This is a genomic window from Facklamia languida CCUG 37842 (assembly GCF_000245795.1).
Lineage (GTDB): Bacteria > Bacillota > Bacilli > Lactobacillales > Aerococcaceae > Facklamia > Facklamia languida.
The window spans coordinates 524,613-545,317 of sequence record NZ_JH601133.1 but is presented as its reverse complement, the minus strand read 5'-3'; the positions used below and the strand labels follow the sequence as shown (position 1 = coordinate 545,317).

General features: G+C 41.2%; 14 protein-coding genes and 1 tRNA gene. All 15 read left to right on the top strand.

All coding sequences use genetic code 11. From position 1 onward, the window contains the following. Position 1 precedes the first annotated feature (1 nt). The 15 genes from HMPREF9708_RS02505 to HMPREF9708_RS02435 all read left to right on the top strand — a co-directional run bounded on the left by HMPREF9708_RS02505 (position 2) and on the right by HMPREF9708_RS02435 (position 20,700). A complete protein-coding gene (locus tag HMPREF9708_RS02505; protein ID WP_006308536.1) occupies positions 2-823 on the top strand; it encodes a carbohydrate ABC transporter permease in 822 nt (273 codons plus the stop codon). A gap of 38 nt (positions 824-861) precedes the next feature. Continuing rightward, positions 862-2,133 (top strand): ABC transporter substrate-binding protein, encoded by a 1,272-nt coding sequence (locus tag HMPREF9708_RS02500; protein ID WP_006308535.1) that lies wholly within the window; start codon positions 862-864, stop codon positions 2,131-2,133. 440 nt (positions 2,134-2,573) lie between these two features. Beyond that, complete coding sequence (locus HMPREF9708_RS02495) at positions 2,574-3,320, top strand: metallophosphoesterase (RefSeq protein WP_232215531.1); 747 nt, start codon at positions 2,574-2,576, stop codon at positions 3,318-3,320. Between the two features lie 10 nt (positions 3,321-3,330). Next, complete coding sequence (locus HMPREF9708_RS02490; protein WP_006308533.1) at positions 3,331-5,523, top strand: Tex family protein; 2,193 nt, start codon at positions 3,331-3,333, stop codon at positions 5,521-5,523. Between the two features lie 123 nt (positions 5,524-5,646). Continuing rightward, positions 5,647-5,729 (top strand) — tRNA-Leu (locus HMPREF9708_RS02485). A 459-nt stretch (positions 5,730-6,188) separates the two neighbouring features. Next, complete coding sequence (locus tag HMPREF9708_RS02480; protein ID WP_006308532.1) at positions 6,189-7,625, top strand: alanine/glycine:cation symporter family protein; 1,437 nt, start codon at positions 6,189-6,191, stop codon at positions 7,623-7,625. Positions 7,626-7,744: 119 nt separating this feature from the next. After that, positions 7,745-8,911 (top strand): hypothetical protein, encoded by a 1,167-nt coding sequence (locus tag HMPREF9708_RS02475; protein ID WP_006308531.1) that lies wholly within the window; start codon positions 7,745-7,747, stop codon positions 8,909-8,911. 71 nt (positions 8,912-8,982) lie between these two features. Next, a complete protein-coding gene (locus tag HMPREF9708_RS02470) occupies positions 8,983-10,167 on the top strand; it encodes a class I SAM-dependent rRNA methyltransferase (protein WP_006308530.1) in 1,185 nt (394 codons plus the stop codon). Between the two features lie 110 nt (positions 10,168-10,277). Continuing rightward, positions 10,278-12,365, top strand: a complete 2,088-nt coding sequence (locus HMPREF9708_RS02465) for a serine hydrolase (RefSeq protein ID WP_006308523.1) — start codon at positions 10,278-10,280, stop codon at positions 12,363-12,365. Between the two features lie 111 nt (positions 12,366-12,476). Further along, complete coding sequence (locus HMPREF9708_RS02460) at positions 12,477-12,998, top strand: hypothetical protein (protein ID WP_006308519.1); 522 nt, start codon at positions 12,477-12,479, stop codon at positions 12,996-12,998. 182 nt (positions 12,999-13,180) lie between these two features. Next, positions 13,181-13,735, top strand: coding sequence for a glycoside hydrolase family 73 protein (locus tag HMPREF9708_RS02455; protein WP_006308511.1), 555 nt, complete (start codon positions 13,181-13,183; stop codon positions 13,733-13,735). A gap of 16 nt (positions 13,736-13,751) precedes the next feature. Beyond that, positions 13,752-14,882 (top strand): ATP-grasp domain-containing protein, encoded by a 1,131-nt coding sequence (locus tag HMPREF9708_RS02450; RefSeq protein WP_006308510.1) that lies wholly within the window; start codon positions 13,752-13,754, stop codon positions 14,880-14,882. 143 nt (positions 14,883-15,025) lie between these two features. Continuing rightward, positions 15,026-17,389 carry a UvrD-helicase domain-containing protein gene (locus tag HMPREF9708_RS02445; RefSeq protein ID WP_006308509.1) on the top strand — a complete coding sequence of 788 codons (2,364 nt, stop codon included), beginning with the start codon at positions 15,026-15,028 and terminating at the stop codon, positions 17,387-17,389. Positions 17,390-17,399: 10 nt separating this feature from the next. Beyond that, complete coding sequence (gene ligA, locus HMPREF9708_RS02440) at positions 17,400-19,427, top strand: NAD-dependent DNA ligase LigA (RefSeq protein WP_006308508.1); 2,028 nt, start codon at positions 17,400-17,402, stop codon at positions 19,425-19,427. Continuing rightward, complete coding sequence (locus HMPREF9708_RS02435) at positions 19,411-20,700, top strand: CamS family sex pheromone protein (protein ID WP_006308507.1); 1,290 nt, start codon at positions 19,411-19,413, stop codon at positions 20,698-20,700. Before ligA ends, HMPREF9708_RS02435 begins: the two co-directional genes overlap by 17 nt. Positions 20,701-20,705 lie beyond the last annotated feature (5 nt).

The following is a 20,705-nucleotide window of genomic DNA, read 5'->3' as shown; positions in this document are numbered from 1 at the left end:
GATGAAGCGTATCTTACAGCTGACGATCACGTATCTAATTTTAGCTATTGGGGGCTTTTTTATGATTTTGCCCTTTTATTGGATGCTGTCAACCAGTTTAAAGACGGCTGGGCAGACAAGTGCCATTCCACCGATTTGGTGGCCCAATGAAATGCGTTGGGAGAACTATCGTCAAGCATTGGCTGCAGCCCCATTTGATCGTTATTTTATAAATAGTGTGATTATAACACTGACGACAACGATTGGTGAATTGATTACCAGCATATTAGCAGCCTTTGCTTTTTCTAAATTTAAGTTTTGGGGGAAAGACCTAATCTTTCTTATTCTATTAGGAACCATGATGGTGCCAGGAGAGTTAATGACGATTCCGAACTTTGTGACCTTATCGAATTGGGGCATGATTAATACTTATGGTGCTCTAATTCTTCCATGGTTGGCTTCGGTATTTTCGGTCTTTACCTTGAAACAATCTTTTCAGAGTGTACCTGATGAATTATATTATGCAGCAATAACAGATGGGGCTAGTGATTGGCGCTTTCTGTGGGAGATGATGGTCCCCTTATCAAAATCTTCGATCATTGCTGTGCTAATTCTAAAGGTTATCGGATCGTGGAATTCTTTTATGTGGCCGTTGATTGTAACAAATGACCGCACCATGAGGACTTTACCGGTTGGTTTACAAGCCTTCACGACAGAATCCGGCACGCATTTTGAGCTGTTAATGGCAGCCTCAACGATCGTGATTTTGCCGATGGTCATTTTTTACCTAATCTTCCAAAAACATATTATCCAAGGAATATCGCGCTCTGGTCTGAAGGGATAGTTGACTGTCGCACTTGGCATTTCAAAAGGAGAGTAAAAATGAAAAGAATAAAGTTACTTCTAGCTGTGGTTGTTACTTTTATTGTATCGAATGTATTGGCGCCGTTTGCCTTCGCTCAAGAACCAGTTGAAATTACTTTCTGGCATGCTATGAATGGTCCACATCAAGAAGCGATTACAAAATTAGTTGAGGCCTTTAATGCTTCCCAAACAGACTATAAAGTTGTTGAACAAAATCAGGGGGACTATGCAACCTTGCAACAATCAATTATTGCTGCTGGGGTATCAAAGGATCTACCAGTGATGGCGCAGTTAACTGCTTCAACAGTCGTTGATTTCAAAGATCAAGGGCTAACACTGCCTCTCGATGATTATCTTATTGCTGATAATGGCTTCACCGATGAATTGAAGTCAGACATTTTTGAAGGTTTTACCAAAGGGGTAACACTTGATGATAAAATCTATGCCATTCCATTCTCAAAATCTGTTCGCTTGATGTTTGTTAACCAGGACCTCTTAGACGAGGTGGGGGCTGAAATTCCGACCACTTGGGAAGAAGTAAAAGAATTGGGCGAAAAATTAGATGAGGCAGGAAAAGAAGAACCTGCTATGGGATTTGAAAATGGTCCCTCAATGGAATATGAGACAATGGCACGTCAAAACGGGGCTACTTGGATTGCGGATGATCTATCTTCAACCGATATAGCGTCAGAAAAAGCTGTTGAACCTTTAGCATTTATTAAAGCGTTAATCGACGATGGTCATGCCCGTTTAGCTGGAGAAGATAGTTACATGTCTGGGCCATTCTCACAAGGCGCAACTGCCCTTTATATCGGCTCTTCTGCTGGTTTACCCCATGTACTACCAGGTGTGGAAGAATCTGGAATGAACTTAAAGACCGCAGAAATTCCTGTTTATGGCCAAGGAGACCCTCTGACGCTCTATGCTGGGAATGACCTAGGTGTCTTTGCATCGGCTTCTGATGAACAAATTGCAGGTGCTATTCAATTTATGGCTTTCTTATTACAAGCAGATAATACAGCACAATGGGCTGTTGATACAGGCTACTTACCGATTACCCAAGCAGGTGTCGATTCAGAAATTTGGCAGCAATATTTAGAAGATACCCCTTATATGCAAGCAGCGACAAAAGAGCTTGAGTATGGCAATTCACAAGTTCCTTACGTTGGCTCTTCTGAAGTGTTTACAGAGTTAAATATTGCACTAGAAAATGTTTTCATTAATGGAGAAGATCCAATGAGTGAAATGCAAAGAATTGAAGATCTTGTTAAGTCTCATCTAGGACTTTAAGCGATGGTTGATCCTATTCCAGCTCTCAAATAGAAGCGAAGTGATTGAGCTGATCTCCTGATGAAAAGGCTGAGAGAGGATGATGATGCTTTGCAGCTATGGAGGTTTGGAAGAACTTTTTAAAGATAAGCAGATGTCACCAAATTCTTCTAAATGGGATACTGAAAGATATCGACTATACTAGATGGGTAATTTATCTTATAAAGCATTCGCTTTAATATTGATAGGGTTGGGGAAGAAAGACACTTCCCTCAACCCTATTTTTGACTATTCAATACAGGGGATCGGATCTTTTAAAGTACAAATAAACTATAAAAAACTCTTGTGTAGTTCTTAGATGATCCAAAAACAGGTCAAAGTATGATGAAGTTTCAGCATCCGCCTATTTCGCCTTTAAGAACTTATGGTATAATAGGCTGCAATTGATAATATCATGGGGGGTGAATCCAATCAGAACGAGTCATTATGAGAAAGCATTTGTTGTAGGAGATATTCATGGTATGGCTGATGAGTTTGAAGAACTTCTCGAAAAGTGGTCTCCTCAAGACCAACAATTGATTTTAATTGGCGACTATATGGATCGCGGATACGCCAATCAAAAGGTCTTGGAGAAGATATGGGAGCTCCAGTCGCAGTATTCAGTCATCACACTGAGGGGCAATCATGAAGAGATGTTATTAAATTTCTTGCGAAGTCCCAGTAATTATTTTAATCATTTTGTTATGAATGGGGCAGTGGAGACTTTAAGCCAACTCACAGACCTACCCGAGCAGCTGATTACGAAAGCGAATAGTCGGAAGCTGACTCGTCAGCTAAAACGGTGCTATCCTCGTCTTGAAGATTGGTTAATGAATTTGCCCTACTATGTAGAATTTGGCGAATTTATTATTGTTCACGCTGGAATTGATCTGTCCTTAGATGATTGGCATCAGACTTCTGATTACGACTTCCTGTGGCTGCGTGATCATTTTCATCATGCAATCAATCAGACGGGTAAGCAAATTATTTTTGGACATACGCCTACGATGGTCTTGAATCAGAATTACTATAATTCAGACGTGTGGCGAAAAGACGGGAAATGGGGTATCGACGGGGGAGCCGTCTTCGGTGGCCAACTGCATGCTTTAGAGATAAGTCAATCAGCCGTCATTGATATTCATTCAGTGAGGGTCCAAGAAGGGAATTAAAATATCAGCAATGAGTCTATCAGATAACATCATTCATTTAGTCAGTCAGACGGTCCATATTAAGTCCTCTCAGGTACGTTCCGTTCTAAAACTTTTGGATGAAGGGAACACAGTTCCCTTTATCGCGAGATACCGTAAGGAGCAAACGGGGTCTTTAGATGAAGTGCAAATTGATACCATCCAAAAGCATTACCACTATCAGCTAAACCTGGAGCAAGAAAAGGAAAAGATTATTCGAACCATCGACGATCAGAAAAAATTAACGCCAGAATTAAGGATTCAAATAGAGTCTGCCAGCACCTTACAAAAATTGGAAGACTTGTACCGTCCATTTAAGCCCAAAAAACAAACAAAGGCGATGCAAGCCATTGAAAATGGTTTAGAGCCCCTCGCTGACTGGGTTTTAAAGGTGCATCCTCAAGCAGAAAAATTTGCCAATTATTGGCAAAAATTCCGCAGTCCAGAAGTCCCAGATGAAGCCAGCGCTAGAGCAGGAGTTCACGAAATTATTGCCCAGCAAGTGGCCGATCGTGCAGATTTTCGTGAGTTCATTCGCAAGTATACTCGGTATAATGGATATTGGGAGACGAAATTGAAAGAAGCTAAGAAGGATGAGAAAGAGACATATAAGCTTTATTATGATTTCAAAAGCCCTTTTCGAGAGATAGCGGACCACCAAGTTTTAGCTAGTAATCGCGGAGAGAAAATGGAGGTCTTGACCATCCAATTAACGGTGGATCATGACCCAGCGCTTCATTATCTAAAAAAACATCTGTTAAATGACCAGTTCAATGATGATCAGGTTACAATGATTGAAAATGCAATTGAAGATTCCTACAAACGTTTTATTTTTCCATCTATCCAAAGAGAGTTGAGAAAAGAACGTACTGAGCAAGCTGATCAACAAGCAATTAAGCTTTTTGGGGATAATCTTCGCCAGTTATTACTACAGCCACCACTAAAAGGCAAGATCGTTCTAGGTTTAGATCCTGCTTATCGTACAGGATGTAAGCTAGCAGTGATTGATCAGACGGGGAGGGTGCTAACTAAATCTGTTATTTACCCACATCCTCCTGCTTCAAAAGAAAAGAGAGAAGGAGCTAAACGGGATCTCAAACAATTGATCGAAGCCTATCAGGTTGAGCTGATTGCAATTGGTAATGGAACAGCGAGTCGTGAGTCTGTCACCTTTGTCAGTGAAGTGATCCGACAACTGGATCAAAGAGTCCAGTTTATTGTAGTAAACGAGGCAGGGGCCTCTGTCTACTCTGCTAGTGAAGTCGCTCGTCAGGAATTTCCTGACTTCCAAGTGGAAGAGCGTTCAGCGGTCAGTATCGCAAGACGGCTCCAAGATCCACTTGCAGAACTTATCAAGATTGATCCCAAATCAATGGGCATTGGTCAGTATCAGCACGATGTTAATCAAAATCAACTAGGACAGGCTTTAGATTTTGTTGTGAAGATGACAGTCAATCAGGTAGGGGTCGACGTTAATACTGCAAGTCCTCAATTACTAGAACACATTTCAGGTATGACGACCGCAACGGCGAAAAATTTAGTGGCTTTAAGGGATGAGCAAGGCAGCTTTACAAGCCGAGATCAACTCAAAAAAGTGAAGCGGTTGGGACCTAAGACCTTTGAACAGGCGATTGGATTTATGCGGATTTTGGATGGGGAAAATCCTTTAGATCAAACTTCTATCCATCCTGAATCCTATTCGATCGCTGAAGAAATTCTTTCAAGGGCCGGTGTGGATCGTAGCGATTTAGGTTCTGATGACAGTATCTGTGCGATTAAGGCGGTTGATCTTCAAGGGCTAGCAGAGGAGGTCAATATAGGCAAAGAAACGCTCTCTGATATCGTTCAGGCCTTATTATACCCACTGCGAGATATTAGAGATCTCCAAGATGCCCCTCTATTACGAGAGGATGTGTTGACACTCGATGATCTGCGGGAGGGAATGATTCTAGAAGGATCTGTTCGCAATGTCGTAGACTTTGGAGCTTTTGTTGATATTGGTGTCAAAGAAGACGGACTCATCCATATTTCCCATCTCTATCAGCGAGATGGAAGGTTTATCAACCATCCAAGTGAAGTGGTTGGAATTGGAGATATTGTGAAGGTCGAAGTAGTCAGTATTGACCAAGCAAGAGGACGTATTGGCTTGAAACAATTAGCAAATCACTCTAAGAAATCTGTCTAATCGATCATTTAGTAAATAAGTTGTAGCGGAGCATTCTCCCAAAAAATGGCTTGTTTTTTCATATTTAGGCTTGACATTTAGGGGATAACTTCGCTACAATGAAATTTGTTCACTTTAGGTGAGGCGGTCGTGGCGGAATGGCAGACGCGCCAGCTTGAGGGGCTGGTGTCCTTAAGGATGTGGAAGTTCGAGTCTTCTCGGCCGCAGTTTGAGACGGAATCGTTTATCGATTGACTCAAGATAGCAGTTTTGTTATCTTGGGTCTTTCTTTGTTATTGTCTCATTTGTCTTTTGAAGGGATCATTTAATGAGGAATGAATCCAGGGGAGAATTTGAATAATAGATTGTGAATCTTTAATCAAATAAAACCAATTTAAAGAGTTGATCGATTATAATTAAAAATATTCTCATTTATTAATGGTAATGAAAGCGTATAAAATGCTTGTTTTAAGCCTTTTATAAGGTTTGGAGAGGCAAGTTTTTAAATTAATTTTAATTAAAAATAATAAATTCGCTTGTGAAACCGTTTTTAATATGTTAAAGTTACCTAGGTGCTAAAGGAAAAATGAAAGCGATTCTATGTTATGAGTTGAGTCGAGTGACATGGATAGAATTATTTTTTTTAGACGATATACCAACAATAGCTAGTTGAAAGGAATTGTTATATGAGTGTTAATGATATTGTCATTTTAGTTCGGGACTTCCTCTGGGATTATGTTCTTTTATTTGGTTTTATTGGGATTGGTTTATTTTTAACAATCCGGTTACGTTTTCCACAGTTTTCACGTGTGTTTCCCGCTTTCAAGAAATTGATTTCAGACATTATTCACAAAGTGCCGGCTGAACCCGGTGGGATGACGCCGTTTCAGTCTCTAGCAACGGCAGTTGCTGCTCAGGTAGGAACAGGGAATATCGTTGGGGTAGCGACCGCGATTACTTCTGGGGGACCAGGAGCTGCTTTCTGGATGCTGATTTCTGGATTCTTGGGGATGGCGACTATCTTTACTGAAGCAACCATGGCTCAAGTTTATCGGGAACGTGATGATAATGGTGAATTAGTTGGGGGTCCTGCTTATTATATTAAAAATGGTCTTAAGCAGGAATGGCTAGCCTTCCTCTTCGCTTTATTCTGTATTATTGGATTGGGAATCGTGGGAATTATGGTTCAAGCAAACTCCATTATTACCTCGATGAACTCTGCCTTTGGCTTTAACCAAATTGCGATTACAGTCGTGTTAATGTTGGTAGTTGGGTGGATTCTGATCGGGGGAATGGGCCGAATTGCGAAGTTCTCTGAAAACGTTGTGCCGGTAATGGCTTTTGCTTATGTAGCTTCTTCATTGCTTGTTCTCATCTTAAACATTGACCAAGTTTTACCTACTTTGCGCTTAATTATCGTCGGTGCATTTAACCCTCAAGCAATCGCGGGTGGTGCCATGGGAATTGGCGTTAAAGAAGCAGTCCGCTACGGTTTGGCACGTGGTCTATTCTCTAATGAGGCAGGTATGGGATCCACGCCGCATTCACATGCGGTTGCTGTTCAAAAGCACCCTGCTGAACAAGGTTTTATTGCCATGATTGGTGTATTTATCTGTACGTTCGTAATCTGTGTCGCAACTGTTATGATTAACTTATTAACAGGATCATTCTCTGAAGAAGTGATGTATGAATTAAGCAGTGCAGAGTTAGCTGAATATGCTCAAATTATGACCCAAACAGCCTTTGCTAAGCAGTTTGGTGCCATTGGAGAAGGTTTCTTGTCCATTTCATTATCAGCCTTTTCATTAACGACTATTGTGGGTTGGTTCTTCTTTGCTGAATCTAATGTCAAGTATATTTTCCGGAAACCGGCGATTGTCAAAGGCTTTAAGCTATTGGCACTCATCGCCATTGCGCTAGGTTATTACGCTGGTTCTGGTGTGATCTGGGACCTAGCCGACCTTTCAATGGGTCTAATGGCCTTGCCAAATATTATTGCTTTAATTTTTCTTTCTGGACAAGCCGTCAAGGTTCTACGCGACTATGACAAGCAAATGGAAATGGCACCTGAGCATCTGACCTGGGAGTATAAATATGAAAATGTGGATGAGGGCGTCTTTTAAGAGTTAAAGCAGAAGATTTCCGGGAAGGCTGAGTGCCCACTCAGCCTTCCTTTTTTTGATGGTGTTTTAATCAAACAGATCGTTTATAATAAGGATAAGCTGAAATAAGAGGTGATATTATGCATGTGAAACGGTGGTTGATTCCTTTGATTGCCGCGCTTTTGTTTGTTTCTATTTATCCATCAGGTTCGACAAACTGTGTGTTAGCGGCTCCTAGCAAGGTGGAAGAAAAAGAAATCATTCGGAATCAAGAAGATGAAAATCAGGAAGTATTAAATTTTATTGAGGCTTTTGATCATTTAGAAGCCTCTGATCGTTATCAAGTAGCGATTCGGTGGATTGATTTAATGGATCAATCAACCATTGGTGAGGTCAATGTGATTGGCCAGCAGAGTAGTGGGGATTTCCTAGCTCATTTTAAGTTTTATCCTTCGAATTATGTGCCGCAAATAACGGAGTTTAATCTTTTGTCTTATCAAAGGTACGACCTTGTCTATGCTCAATTATTTAAGCTATTGGATTCACTTGCCTTCTACAAACAGCCCTTCTTTGATTATCATTTCGATAAATTAATCAAAAAATATAAGGAAGATTATGTTCAAGTTGACCAGCAGGAATTCAAAACAGGAAATCTGGCACAAAAGCCTGTGACTCCTTTTATCATTCAACCGAATAAAGATAAATTAAATAAAGTGGCAAAGGATTATTTAGAAAAAAACCCCTTGAATGGAAAATATGATTTAAAAATTGACCGAATCGAGATTCCAGGTAACTTTTTTGAAGGCCAAAAACAATTTGGCCTTGATTATCAAATGTTTGTTAATTTGCAAGAGGCATCGACTAAAGACCGAAACTACCATCACTGGCAGAATGAATTTCAGCAGCAAGTACGTCTTAGTGAGGAAGAGAGTGTGTTTTCGGTTCAGTTCCAAGTAAAATCAACGATATCCGATCAATTATTAAAAGGCCATCCAGAGCGAGAAAGATGGATGAATGATTTTGAACAGTCAAACTTATTATCAGGGCGTGGCATAATGGATAAGGTAACAAAAGTGCATATGACCTTAGATCCAGATAAACAGACCTATCAATTGGTGGTTGAAGGTATGATGGAAAGCCTTGACTTCAACCTTTTTAAGGAAGACACAGCAGAGCTATCTACTAAGCATATCCGGATGGAATATCAATTTTCTCCGACAGACATTGAAGTTCCTGACCTTGATAGCATCCATACAATGTCCATTGATGAAGCGAATTACCAAATAGAGCAGTTGCTTGATAAGTAACCTATTTGTGACAGGTGGCCGGTCTAGACCAATTGGCATACCTATACAAGGGTTAAAACAGGAGGCGTTTTATGAAACGATTTCGACTCAATTCCGCAGGAGTTTTAAAAGTTAAAAATGGAGAGAGATTACTCACTTTGAATGATTTTGAATCGTCTGAAATCCTAGCCACGATGCCTGAAGGGCAAGTGATTCTGGTGGGTGATGCTGATAAGACTTTTACAGTTCAAGCTATTGTTGGGAGACAGAACAAAGGGTTTGCCTGGATTATCTTTGACGATCTGACCCAAATTTGGAGTGAAGATTACCTAGTGGACTTGCTCGAAGAAGCCGTTAAAAAACGCCAAGACCTGATTGAGGATCCTTTAACGAATGGTTATCGGCTTTTTAATGGTGAAGGAGATGGGGTTGGCGGGATCACAATCGACTACTATGATGGCTTCATTCAAATTAACTGGTATTCGAAGGGAGCTTATTGCTATCGGACATGGTGGCTACAGGCTTTGAATGTTATCGGAATTCATGTGAAAGGAATCTATGAAACTAAGCGCTACTCTGTCGGGTCTGATGACTCTGCAATTGCGCATACCTGGGGCATTGAAGCGCCTAAGCCCCTGGTCATTTCAGAAGCGGGTAGGAAGTATGCTATTTATTTAGGTGAAAGCTGGATGACCGGAGTTTTCTTTGATCAGAGAGAGGTCCGAAATTTTATTCAAACCCAGGTTCATGAGGGAAGAGTATTAAATCTCTTTAGTTATACTGGAGCCTTCTCGATTGCGGCCTCCTTGGGCGGTGCAAAGCATGTGGTTTCAGTTGATGTAGCCAAGAGGACCTTAGAATGGACTCAAGAAAACTTCGAATTAAATGGTCTGAATAACAAAGAGGACCATCACGAAATTCGGATTATCGATGTGTTCGATTATTTGGATTATGCATCGAAGCAGTCCCTCCGCTTTGACTGGGTAATCTGTGATCCTCCCAGTTTTGCGCGAACCAAAACATCTACTTTCCAAGCCTTGAATGACTATCCAACATTAGCCAAGAAGCTTTTTGCCTTAACGAAAGTGGGCGGGTTCTGCGTCTTGAGTACTAATCATAGTGGCTATACCAAAGAGCAATTTACAAAGGATATGAATCAGATCGGTCAAGGAAAGTTTCAGTTGATCCAAAGCTTTGGTCTACCAAGTGACTTTCCAAATTCCAAAGATCCGCAGAGTGCGTATTTAAAAGTGCTCGTTTATTATCGTGCTCGTTAGTCCGCTAATTGATGACGCGCCATGATTTGGCGTTGAGCGAGGATAAATGAGTGTGCTACAATGGAAAATAGAAGAGATCAAAATGATCATATAAACAGGAGGATTAAAAGATGCAATGTCCAAATTGTGGTCGCAGGGTGCGCAGTAAGTCGCAATGTGCTTATTGTGGTTATCGCTTTAACTCAGCCGATAAAAAAGAATATACAGAGAAGACTTTACCGAGTGATGACACCCCAACCGCTCCTGATCAGACTGCCAAGAGCACGTCAAAAGGAGAGAGGCCCCAGCCCCAACCCCTAGATTCTCGTAAAAGAAATGACCATTCAAACAGCTCAGTTGCTAGACGTAGCTTGGAGCAGGAAATGAAAGAGGCCGAATTTGAGGCGCAACAAGCCTATTTACGTGCCTCAAGCCCTGAAAATGAATCGGAGCCAATTGATGAGGAAGAAGATTTCAAGAGAAGAGCAGATGAGGTATTCTCTTACCCCTATACTGCAAACAGCTCAGAACAAATATCGACTGAAGATGATGAAGACTATATTTTGCCTAAGACAAAGCAATCCTCATCCTTATTAAAAAAACTGTTCGGTTTCCTTATTATGCTGGCTATTCTTGCGTTGCTCTTCTTGTTTGGACCTCAGCTCTATGACCAGGCGACAGAATGGTGGGCCGCAAGGCAATCAGACTCGACCGAAACAATAGAAGAATCTTCTGATAAAGAGGCCTCATCACAAGACGAGAAAGACCATTCAGATTCTTCTCAAGAGATGGCGGATAAAGATCAGAAGTCGGATAAAGACCAGAAGTCAGATAACCAAGCGGTCCAAGATGAGCCGAGTTATCACATTACTAAAAGTGATGTCGATACAAGCGGGTACCCTCGAATTAAGGTTAAACTTTCCTTTGCTGAGACATTAGCCGATGTCAAGGAGGATACTTTTGATTTTAAGGTTCAGTACAATGAAACGGAAGTTCCCCTACAAGATAACTACACGCTTGAAAAAGTAGGAAAAGATATTTTACTAAGCTTTGTCGATCCCGCCGTTTCCGTTGTCGGTGAGGATACTAGCCAGCAGATTTTGCAAATTAGTGGTGAGAATTTCTCAGATAGTGTCGAATATAAAGTGCCAGCGGATGATGGTGATAAAAAAATCAAGGAAGCACTTAATGATATTGTGAATAGTCAGTTGGCTGGATTAAAGGATGTATCTGTCTTTATTCAGCCAATAGATGAACAGGTTCCTTATGTTTATAATGACCAGGTGATGAACGCCGACCAATCAATTGGATGGTTTGTCCTTCAGTGGATTCATGAACTGCTTGCTGAAGGGACGATTCAACCTGACCAGATCATTGAAGTGAATGACCAATTGATTGCTTCTGGTGACACTGGCCAAGTTGGGACGAAAGTGATCCCAGCCTTCACCCTGCAAGATATGATTAATTTAGTGGCGATGGAAAATGATGCCAGCGCCATGAACCATCTGATCCAGCTCGCAGGTGGTGTGAATGAATTTAACCTATGGCTGAAGAAAGCTGGATATTTCTCAACGAGAATGAATGCCCCTCTAGCCATTGAATCAGGCCGTAATATTACTGGGGCAACAACAAGTGCAACAGATCTTGGAAGTTTGATGCTGAAATTGGCGAAAGACAAGCTCTTTACTGGGGATCAATCATCCTTTAATGGTGTCTTTAAGGAGACTTTGATGTTATCGCCAAACACACTTAAATTCCCAGGTGAAAATGCTAATTTTGGTAGACGATATGAGATGATGTCTTCAGATCTCAATAATGAAACTCAAAATTATGAAGGGATTATTGAGACTAGCATTGGGGATATAGCGGTGGTTATTATGGCAGATAAGGTTCAGTCGGCCGATTCCATCATTCCAACTATTCGCCAAATTATTGAAGAGAGTCTTTCTTATTTGATAAATGGTGATCAAGAAACGACGCAAGAAACGATGCAAGAAACAACAAGCTCGCAAGAGCAATCTGTTCTTCCCCAAGAAAATGAACCAGTTGCAACAACTGTAAACGAAAATGTGGGGAATCAAGGTCATCTCTCACCCTCAGGGGAACCTGTGGATAATTTGTATGAAGGAAAACAAACAGAAAATTTCTACTGGTTTGGTGATCAATACCGACGTGGAACGTGGTATTTAGGAGAAGATGGAGCCTGGTTCTTCAGGTAATTTGAGCCTAATTTGCTAAAGGATTTGGAGAACCTCCAAATCCTTTTTTTAAACTTAACTTTTTACGTTATCACTTTTTAGGTGTATAATTGATGAAAAGGAGGAATGGATATGAATCCAGCACTTGTTCAAATTGTTGTTTACGTCATCAAAGAAAAATATCAAACTGAGAAGGCCTTTTATACAGAGAAATTAGGAATTTCGCCGCAATCTTGGGACCGGTGGAAAAAAGGAGAGCAGGGGCTAAAGTTTGAAAACATGCAGATCCTTGCGACACTCTTTACGGATTATGAGTGGATGCTCGTTCAGAAAGTTGTTCGAAATGCGGATATGATGCCTGATGTCATGGCAGATCCCATCAGTGAATACTTGTACTTGAAGTACCAGATTGCTAGAACTTGGGTGGATCATGGTCTAGTTACTTTAGAGTGGCACAAGAGCGAAAATCATATTGAGAAAAGAAATACAACTATTTTACAATTGGTTGCTGACTATAATTTTTGGGGTTACAATGATATTATTGAAATACGTTTGCCAGGTGTGATACGCCAGCAAATTGAAAGAGATGAAGTCAAATTACTTCAATGGTTTGACAATCAAGTTGAAGAGTTGCGAGATTATAAGCAAGACTAAAAGAGAATGTGGTGGGATGCTTGGCTAAAAAGAAAAGACAAGGAAAGCCAAAATCAAAGCGCTGGCATGTAAGATCAAGAAGGTGGAAGCAAAGACTGAAAAAGTGGCGCGTCAGCCTATTTAAGAAGCTTGGCAGAGCAACTGTTTTTTTAAGCATTCTATTTTTTCTATTTCTATGTCTCATGCTGCGTTGGCTTTATTATGAAGTAAATCGGCCAGGAGAAGCAGATCTACAGCTACAGTATGAGCAGCAACAAAAGGAAAAATTCGTCAAAGAGCTCGTTCCAACCGCCCAGTCTCTTCAAAGAGAATTTGGGATTTTAGCCTCTGTTTCATTGGCGCAAGCGATGATTGAATCGGACTTCGGTAGGAGCCAGCTCGCTAGCCAGCATTTCAATTTATATGGTGTCAAGACGGATGCGAATGACCCTCAAGCAGCCCTCTATCCGACTCTAGAGTACTATGATGAGGAGTGGGTTGAGATCCATGATTATTTCAAGGTCTATGCTTCTTGGCAGGAGTCGATGCGAGAACACTCCTTGTTAATTGTGAATGGAACCACTTGGAATCCAAACCAATATGAAGCAGTGCTCCAAGCAAGAACCTATCAGGACCAGGCAAGAGCATTACAGAGTTCCGGCTATGCTACGGATCCTGACTATGGTGATAAGTTGATCAAAATGATTCAGGAGTGGCAGCTTGATCAATATGATCAGCCCTCAGAAAATAAAGAATGAGAGATAGGAGAATTTTATGGCGCAGCGGCATTTTCCGGGAGAAACAATTGGAATAATTGGCTCCTCACTGTCAAGTGCTTTTCTAGCCCAAGCAGCTGGAGCTTTAGGATACCAGGTGGGTAGCCTGGTTCATGAATCGATTAATCCAGTTCAGCAGTTTGCGAGTTGGCAAGAAATTCACAGTGTATTTACTGAGGCGCATTTGGTACAATTTGCCAAACAAGTTGATACCGTTTATGTGGAACTCGGTCTCTTAACGAGTCAAGATTTTACAATATTAGCAGAGCATACTGATCTCGTTTTGTCAGAAAATTTAATCACAATTTCAACTGACCGATTAATTGAAAAAGCTTACCTGGATTCTAGTAAGACTCTTGTGACGCCCTTCTCAATGGTCACTTCTCTTGAAGATATCAATGAAGCAGTTGAATATTTAGGCTACCCTTGTGTTCTTAAATCAAGCCAAAGGCACTTGGCCCATGCAAATGACCATCTGCTCCTTTTTGGCGAAGAAGACCTCATTAAGGCTGAAGAAAAGGTGAATTCTGGTACTTGCATATTAGAAGCTTGGATTCCTGTTGAGAAGAAAGTTTCATTGACCGTGGTTCGAAATGACCGAGGAGACACTCTAATCTATCCTCCACTTGAATTAATCGATAAGGGAATGACGACCGGTAAGCAGGTTCGCTATCCGGCCCGAATTAATCAAACTCTGCAAAAAGAGTTGGATCGGATCGGGGCTCAAACAGCAAAATCGGTTAATTTAGTAGGGTCTTTGACATTTGAATTTTTTATTACATCTGCTGGAGTTATCTATATCAATCATGCTTCCATTGGGCTAGGAGAAGCTGCTATATTTACCAAGGGCTTTTTTTCGGTCTCACACTTTGAAGCGTGTGTTCGTGCCTTAGCCGGACTTTCCTTGCCAAATATAGAGCCGTTAAACCTGGCGGGGGTTGGGATTCCTATGCAACAAGCCAAGTTTGATAAGGTGATGGTTCAGTTTGCCTCTCGCACGGACTGGGGATTTGTGTTTGCAAATATTTCGGATCCATCGGGGACTCGATTGGAGGGTCAAATAGTGGTGACTGGAGATAGTTTAGAGTCTTGTGACCGCCAGATTGACATGACAGAGTTATATCATTAAGAATATTAAAAAAGCTTCCCCTTGATCGCTATGATCTAGGGAGGAAGCTTTTTTTGTCAGGAAATTAACTGAGGCTTATGTATGTTGGGGCATTTTTTGTTATAATGATGGGTATATTGTGAGGGAAAGGGAGGAACCCCAGAATGACACTGATGGAAAGTATAGATCAATTAAATAGCCAGCAGAGGTTAGCGGTTCTAACAACGGAAGGCCCTCTATTAATATCGGCAGGCGCAGGGTCAGGCAAAACACGGGTTTTAACGCATCGGATTGCTTATCTGATTGAGCAAAAGCAAGTAAACCCATGGAATGTTTTGGCGATTACCTTTACTAACAAAGCGGCAAATGAAATGAAAGAAAGAATCCACGCAATTGTCGGTCCCGATTCGGAGTCTGTATGGGTCTCAACCTTTCATTCAATGTGTGTCAGAATTTTACGCAGAGAAGCTGAAAGTATCGGCTATCAGAGAAATTTTTCAATTGTTGATCCATCTGACCAACTCACGCTGTTGCGACAAATATTAAAAGAACTTAATTTAGACTCTAAGCAATTTCGTGAGAAGGACTTACTATGGGTGATTGATCAAGCAAAAAATAAGGGGCAGACAAGTGAGTCTTTTGCTCAGGAAGCCTCTTCTTATATTGAAGAAATTCAAGCTAAAGTGTTCGATCTTTATCAAAAGAAGTTGAAAGAATCCAATACAATGGATTTTAATGACCTTATTTTAAATACGGTTAAGCTCTTAGAAGAGAACAAAGCAGTCCGCTTATATTACCAGCAGAAGTTCCAATATATTCATGTTGATGAGTATCAAGATACAAATAATATTCAATACCAATTAGTCAAACTGCTAGCGGGATTGTTAAATAATCTTTGTGTAGTAGGAGATAGTGATCAGAGTATCTATGGTTGGAGAGGGGCCAATATGGAGAATATTCTCCATTTCGAAGCAGACTATCCCAATGCCAAAGTTATCCTGCTCGAACAAAACTATCGTTCAACCCAAATGATTCTTAAGGCTGCTAATAGCGTGATTCAAAACAATCGAAACCGAAAGATCAAGAATTTATGGTCTGAAAAAACAGGCGGCGATAAAATAAAGTTTTACAATGCCTATAGTGATCAGGACGAGTCGCGCTATGTGGTTCAAGAGATCATTAATCTTAAAGATTCAGACTCATTCCAAAATGAAGATTTTGCAATTCTTTATCGGACTCAGGCTCAGTCAAGATCTTTAGAAGACCAATTGCTTAAGGCAAATTTACCTTATCGAGTGGTTGGTGGCTTGCAATTTTACCGGCGTAAAGAAATTCAAGATACATTGGCCTACCTTCGTCTAATCGATAATCCAGATGACAATTTAAGCTTTAATCGGATTGTCAATGTACCTAAAAGAGGGATTGGACCCGGAACGCTCGGTAAGCTTGCTGACTTTGCGAGCTCGAAAGGGGTATCTTGGTTAGCAGCGATCGACTTGCTCGACCAGTCGTCACTATCACCTGCTATCAGACGACGTCTTGAGCAATTCAACCATTTAATCACTGACTTAAAGAAGCAAGCAGAATTCTTATCCGTGACGGACCTTGTCGAACAAGTTTGGAAATTATCAGGTTATACCCAAGCGCTCATAGACGAGGGAGGCCTTGAGAATCAGAGCCGACTTGAAAACTTAGAAGAATTAGCGTCTGTTACTAAAGAGTTTGACCAAGCTCACAGTCAGATAGGCCATGGGGACGGTCTTAATAGAGTGGCTTTGACCAAATTGCCACAAGAAGAAAGTCAAGATTCACAATTGTCTGATGTAGATCCTTCACTGAATGACTCAGACCCGCATGGCCTATTAAGGCTCTTCTTAACAGATTTGTCTTTGGCTAGTGACCAGCAAAATGAAGAAAGTGGAACAGCTGTTACATTGATGACAATGCATGCTGCCAAAGGTTTGGAATTCCCAGTTGTTTTCATTGTGGGGATGGAGGAAGGGCTTTTTCCTAGTTACCGGGCTTTTGAGAACCAAGAAGAGATGGAAGAAGAAAGGCGACTAGCCTACGTTGCCATGACACGTGCACAGGAAAAGCTCTACTTAACAGCCTGCAAAAGTCGATTACTATATGGAAGATACCAAAATAACGCCTTAAGTCGATTTGTGGATGAGGTTGATCCTGCCTTAATGCAGAGGGTGGCTGAAGCCTTTCATTCCAAAGGTTTAGTTATGGACCAGCAAATTGGGGAACGCCTAAATTCAGTCAATCGACCGAGAAAAGCGAGTCACCACAAGGTATTGAAGTCAAAACGATCTGTCAGACAAAGGGATTCAAATGAGCAAACCTCTTCTGATATTCCTGTATGGCAAGTAGGCGACCAGGTAGACCATAGAACTTGGGGTAAGGGGACAGTTGTTAAGCTTGAAGGAGGTCAAGAAGATCAGATTCTCCACGTGGCTTTCGACCAGCAAGGGATTAAGAAATTAATGGCCGCTTTTGCGCCAATTACAAAAGTGATCAAGTAGGGGGTAAGTGATGGAAAATATACAGTCGCATTTAAATGACTTAAAGAATCAGTTAAATGAATATGCCTATCACTATTATGTCTTAGATGAATCCTTAATTTCGGATGCTGAATATGATCGCTTATATCAGGAACTCCTAGAATTAGAGCGGAAGCATCCTGAATGGATCACCCCCGATTCACCGACTCAGAGAATTGGTGACCAACTGATTGAAGGGTTCGAAAAGGTGAAACATGCAGAGACTATGTACTCATTGGCCAATGCTTTTAATCGAGCAGATTTGACCCGCTTTATTGATCGGATTGAAGCAATGGTGGGGCAAGGTGTGACTTTCGTCTGTGAATGTAAAATTGATGGCTTAGCAATTGCTGTGACCTATCAAGAGGGTCAACTGATACGGGGGGCGACGAGAGGAAATGGGAGTATCGGTGAAGATATCACACAAAATTTAAGAACCATTCCTTCTATCCCCTTAAAGTTACGCCAACCTGTGACAGGGGAGTTTCGTGGTGAAGCCTATATGCCAAAAGCTGTTTTTATGAAACTGAACCAGCAAAGGGAGGAAACTGCTCAACCTCCTTTAGCTAATCCTAGAAACGCGGCGGCTGGAGCTTTAAGGCAGATCAATCCTAGGAAGGCTGCTGAACGTGAATTAAATGTCTTCATGTATGGAGCGGCCCAGACTGAAGGGGTTCAAATGGATTCACAAGTTGAATTGTTTGAGGCCTTTGAAAAGATGGGTCTTCGCACGAACCCTCTACGCCAAGAATGTCAAAATCTAGATGAGATTTGGGAATTTATTGAGCAAGTTGGCCAGCAGAGGCATGATTTGCCTTATGAGATTGATGGAGTGGTTATTAAGGTCAACCAGTTTGCTCAACAAGACTTACTGGGTTATACCGTTAAAGCACCGCGCTGGGCGATTGCCTACAAATTTCCGGCTGAAATGGCTCAAACAAGGATTCTAAGTATTGATTGGTCTGTTGGGCGAACAGGTGTTGTAACACCTACGGCAGTAATGGAGCCCGTTAAACTAGCTGGTACGACAGTTCAAAGAGCCAGCTTACATAATGTTGATTTGATTCGTCAACTCGACGTTAGACTTGGGGACCTTGTTAGTATCCATAAAGCGGGAGACATCATACCAGAAGTAACACAGGTCCTAAAGGATCAACGCTCTACCACGTCTCAACCTTTGATGTTTCCAGAAACCTGTCCGATCTGTAGCCAAGAATTAGTTCAATTAGAGGGTGAAGTAGCCATTCGTTGCGTCAATCCAAATTGCCCGGCTCAGAGATTGGCTCAGATTAGTCATTTTGTGTCAAGAAATGCCATGAATATTACAGGACTGGGTGAAAAGGTGGTACAGCAATTAATTGATATAAAATTAATTGAAACAGCTGCTGACCTATATTATTTATCAGTTGATGACCTATTGAAGATTGATCATTTTAAAGAAAAGTCGGCTAAAAAACTTTATCTAGCTATTCAGAGTTCCAAAGGAAATTCTCTGGAGCGTTTATTGTTTGGTTTAGGTATTCGCCATGTCGGTGTCAAAGCAGCTCGCTTAATTGCGCAAAAGTTTGGTACAATAGATGCGGTGATGGGTGCGGGGCCCGACCAAATCGAGCAGATCGATGGGGTTGGACCGATGATTAGTCGCTCCTTATCTTCTTATTTCCAGCAAGATGATTCCCGTAAAATGGTCGAGAGACTAAAGGAAGCAGGACTAAACCTAACTTATATGGGAGTCAGTGAGGAAAGACAAGATGTGAATAGTGATTGGCTCGATCAAACAATTGTCTTAACAGGCTCTTTATCCCATTTTACCCGTGATCAAGCCAAGCAGATGCTTGAAGGCTTGGGTGCTAAAGTGACAGGGAGTGTCTCGAAAAAGACGGATGTCTTAATATATGGGGATTCTCCGGGTAGTAAACTAGATAAAGCTCAAAATCTAGGGATCACAACGATGGATGAGTTAACATTTGTAAGTAAGCTAGAAGAAAGCGGAGTAATATTAGATGAAAGAGAAAACTAGATTAATTATAATCACTTTGTTATTAAGCCTTTTATCAGGGTGTTTAAATGATATTGATTCACAAAATAATAGCGAAAAAAAGCTGAGTCCGGATACCGTATCGATTCAGACAACAGCCAATCAATTATCACCTGATAATTATCGCTCGGTGATTACGGATGGGCGCTATGAACTAGGCGCGACAGCAAGTTCTGATTCATCCTTATCCTCCCCAGGGAATACCTTTGCCTTCGAAGAAGGTTTAATGCGTTTAGCACGTGAAGTGTTCCCCACTGACCAGTACTTCCTTCAAGAGGGGCAGTTAATGAATATTAATATGCTGACTTCTTGGACGAGTCGTGAATCGGAAGAGAATCCTGAAGGCTTAAATCCGGCTATTCCAAGCAGCCAACCCCAACCATCTGAAGAGCAGACATCTTCAAATGAAAGCTCTCAGATCGATCCAGAAGAGACTGAGACAACAATTGATGAAAATGGTCAAACTTTCGAAATGGATGAAGAAGGGAATTTAATTGAACAGGAAAATCCAGTTCAAGATAAAAAGGATCAACCAGAAGTTCAATCGACACCTATTTACCTATCGCAAATAATGGAAAAGAATATTATGGTCGAGACAGATGATGGGTTTGAATTGGCAGGAATCGTGATCGGTTTGTCGATGAATTCTTCTTATAAGTATTCAGATCCTGAAGGTGTTGTCTACGAACAAGAAATATCAATGGGAGAGATGCGAGAACGCGGAAGAGCTTATGCTAATATCATTGTGGGGCGGTTAAGAGCAACGGAGCAGTTAAGGTCAATCCCGATCGTCGTTGGAATCTATCGTCAAGCGGATGAGGATGAAATTGTTGGAGGGACCTATATTTCGGATGGTATTTCACGCGAGGGGAATGCTGTATCTGATTGGACTGACCGTAATGAGTACCGAATTGCTTTACCACTCCTTCAATCAGGAGTGGAAGCTGAGAAGTATGCTTATTTTGATAATTTTTCAGAAGCCGTTCGAAACTTTTTCCCAAATTTAAATGGGGTATCAGGTCAGGCCCTATATATTAATGATAATTTGAATACACTAGATATTGAGATTGTGACTCAATTTTATGAGATCACAGAAATTACGGCTCTGACCCAACATGTGACAGATATGGCACAGCGCTATTTACCCGAACATATTGATATTGAGATCAAAATTTCGTCTGATGTAGGCTTAGAATCATTTTTAGCAAGAAGAGCAGGTCAAACAGCCTTCCAATCTTATATTTTTAGGCAGTAGGTTAA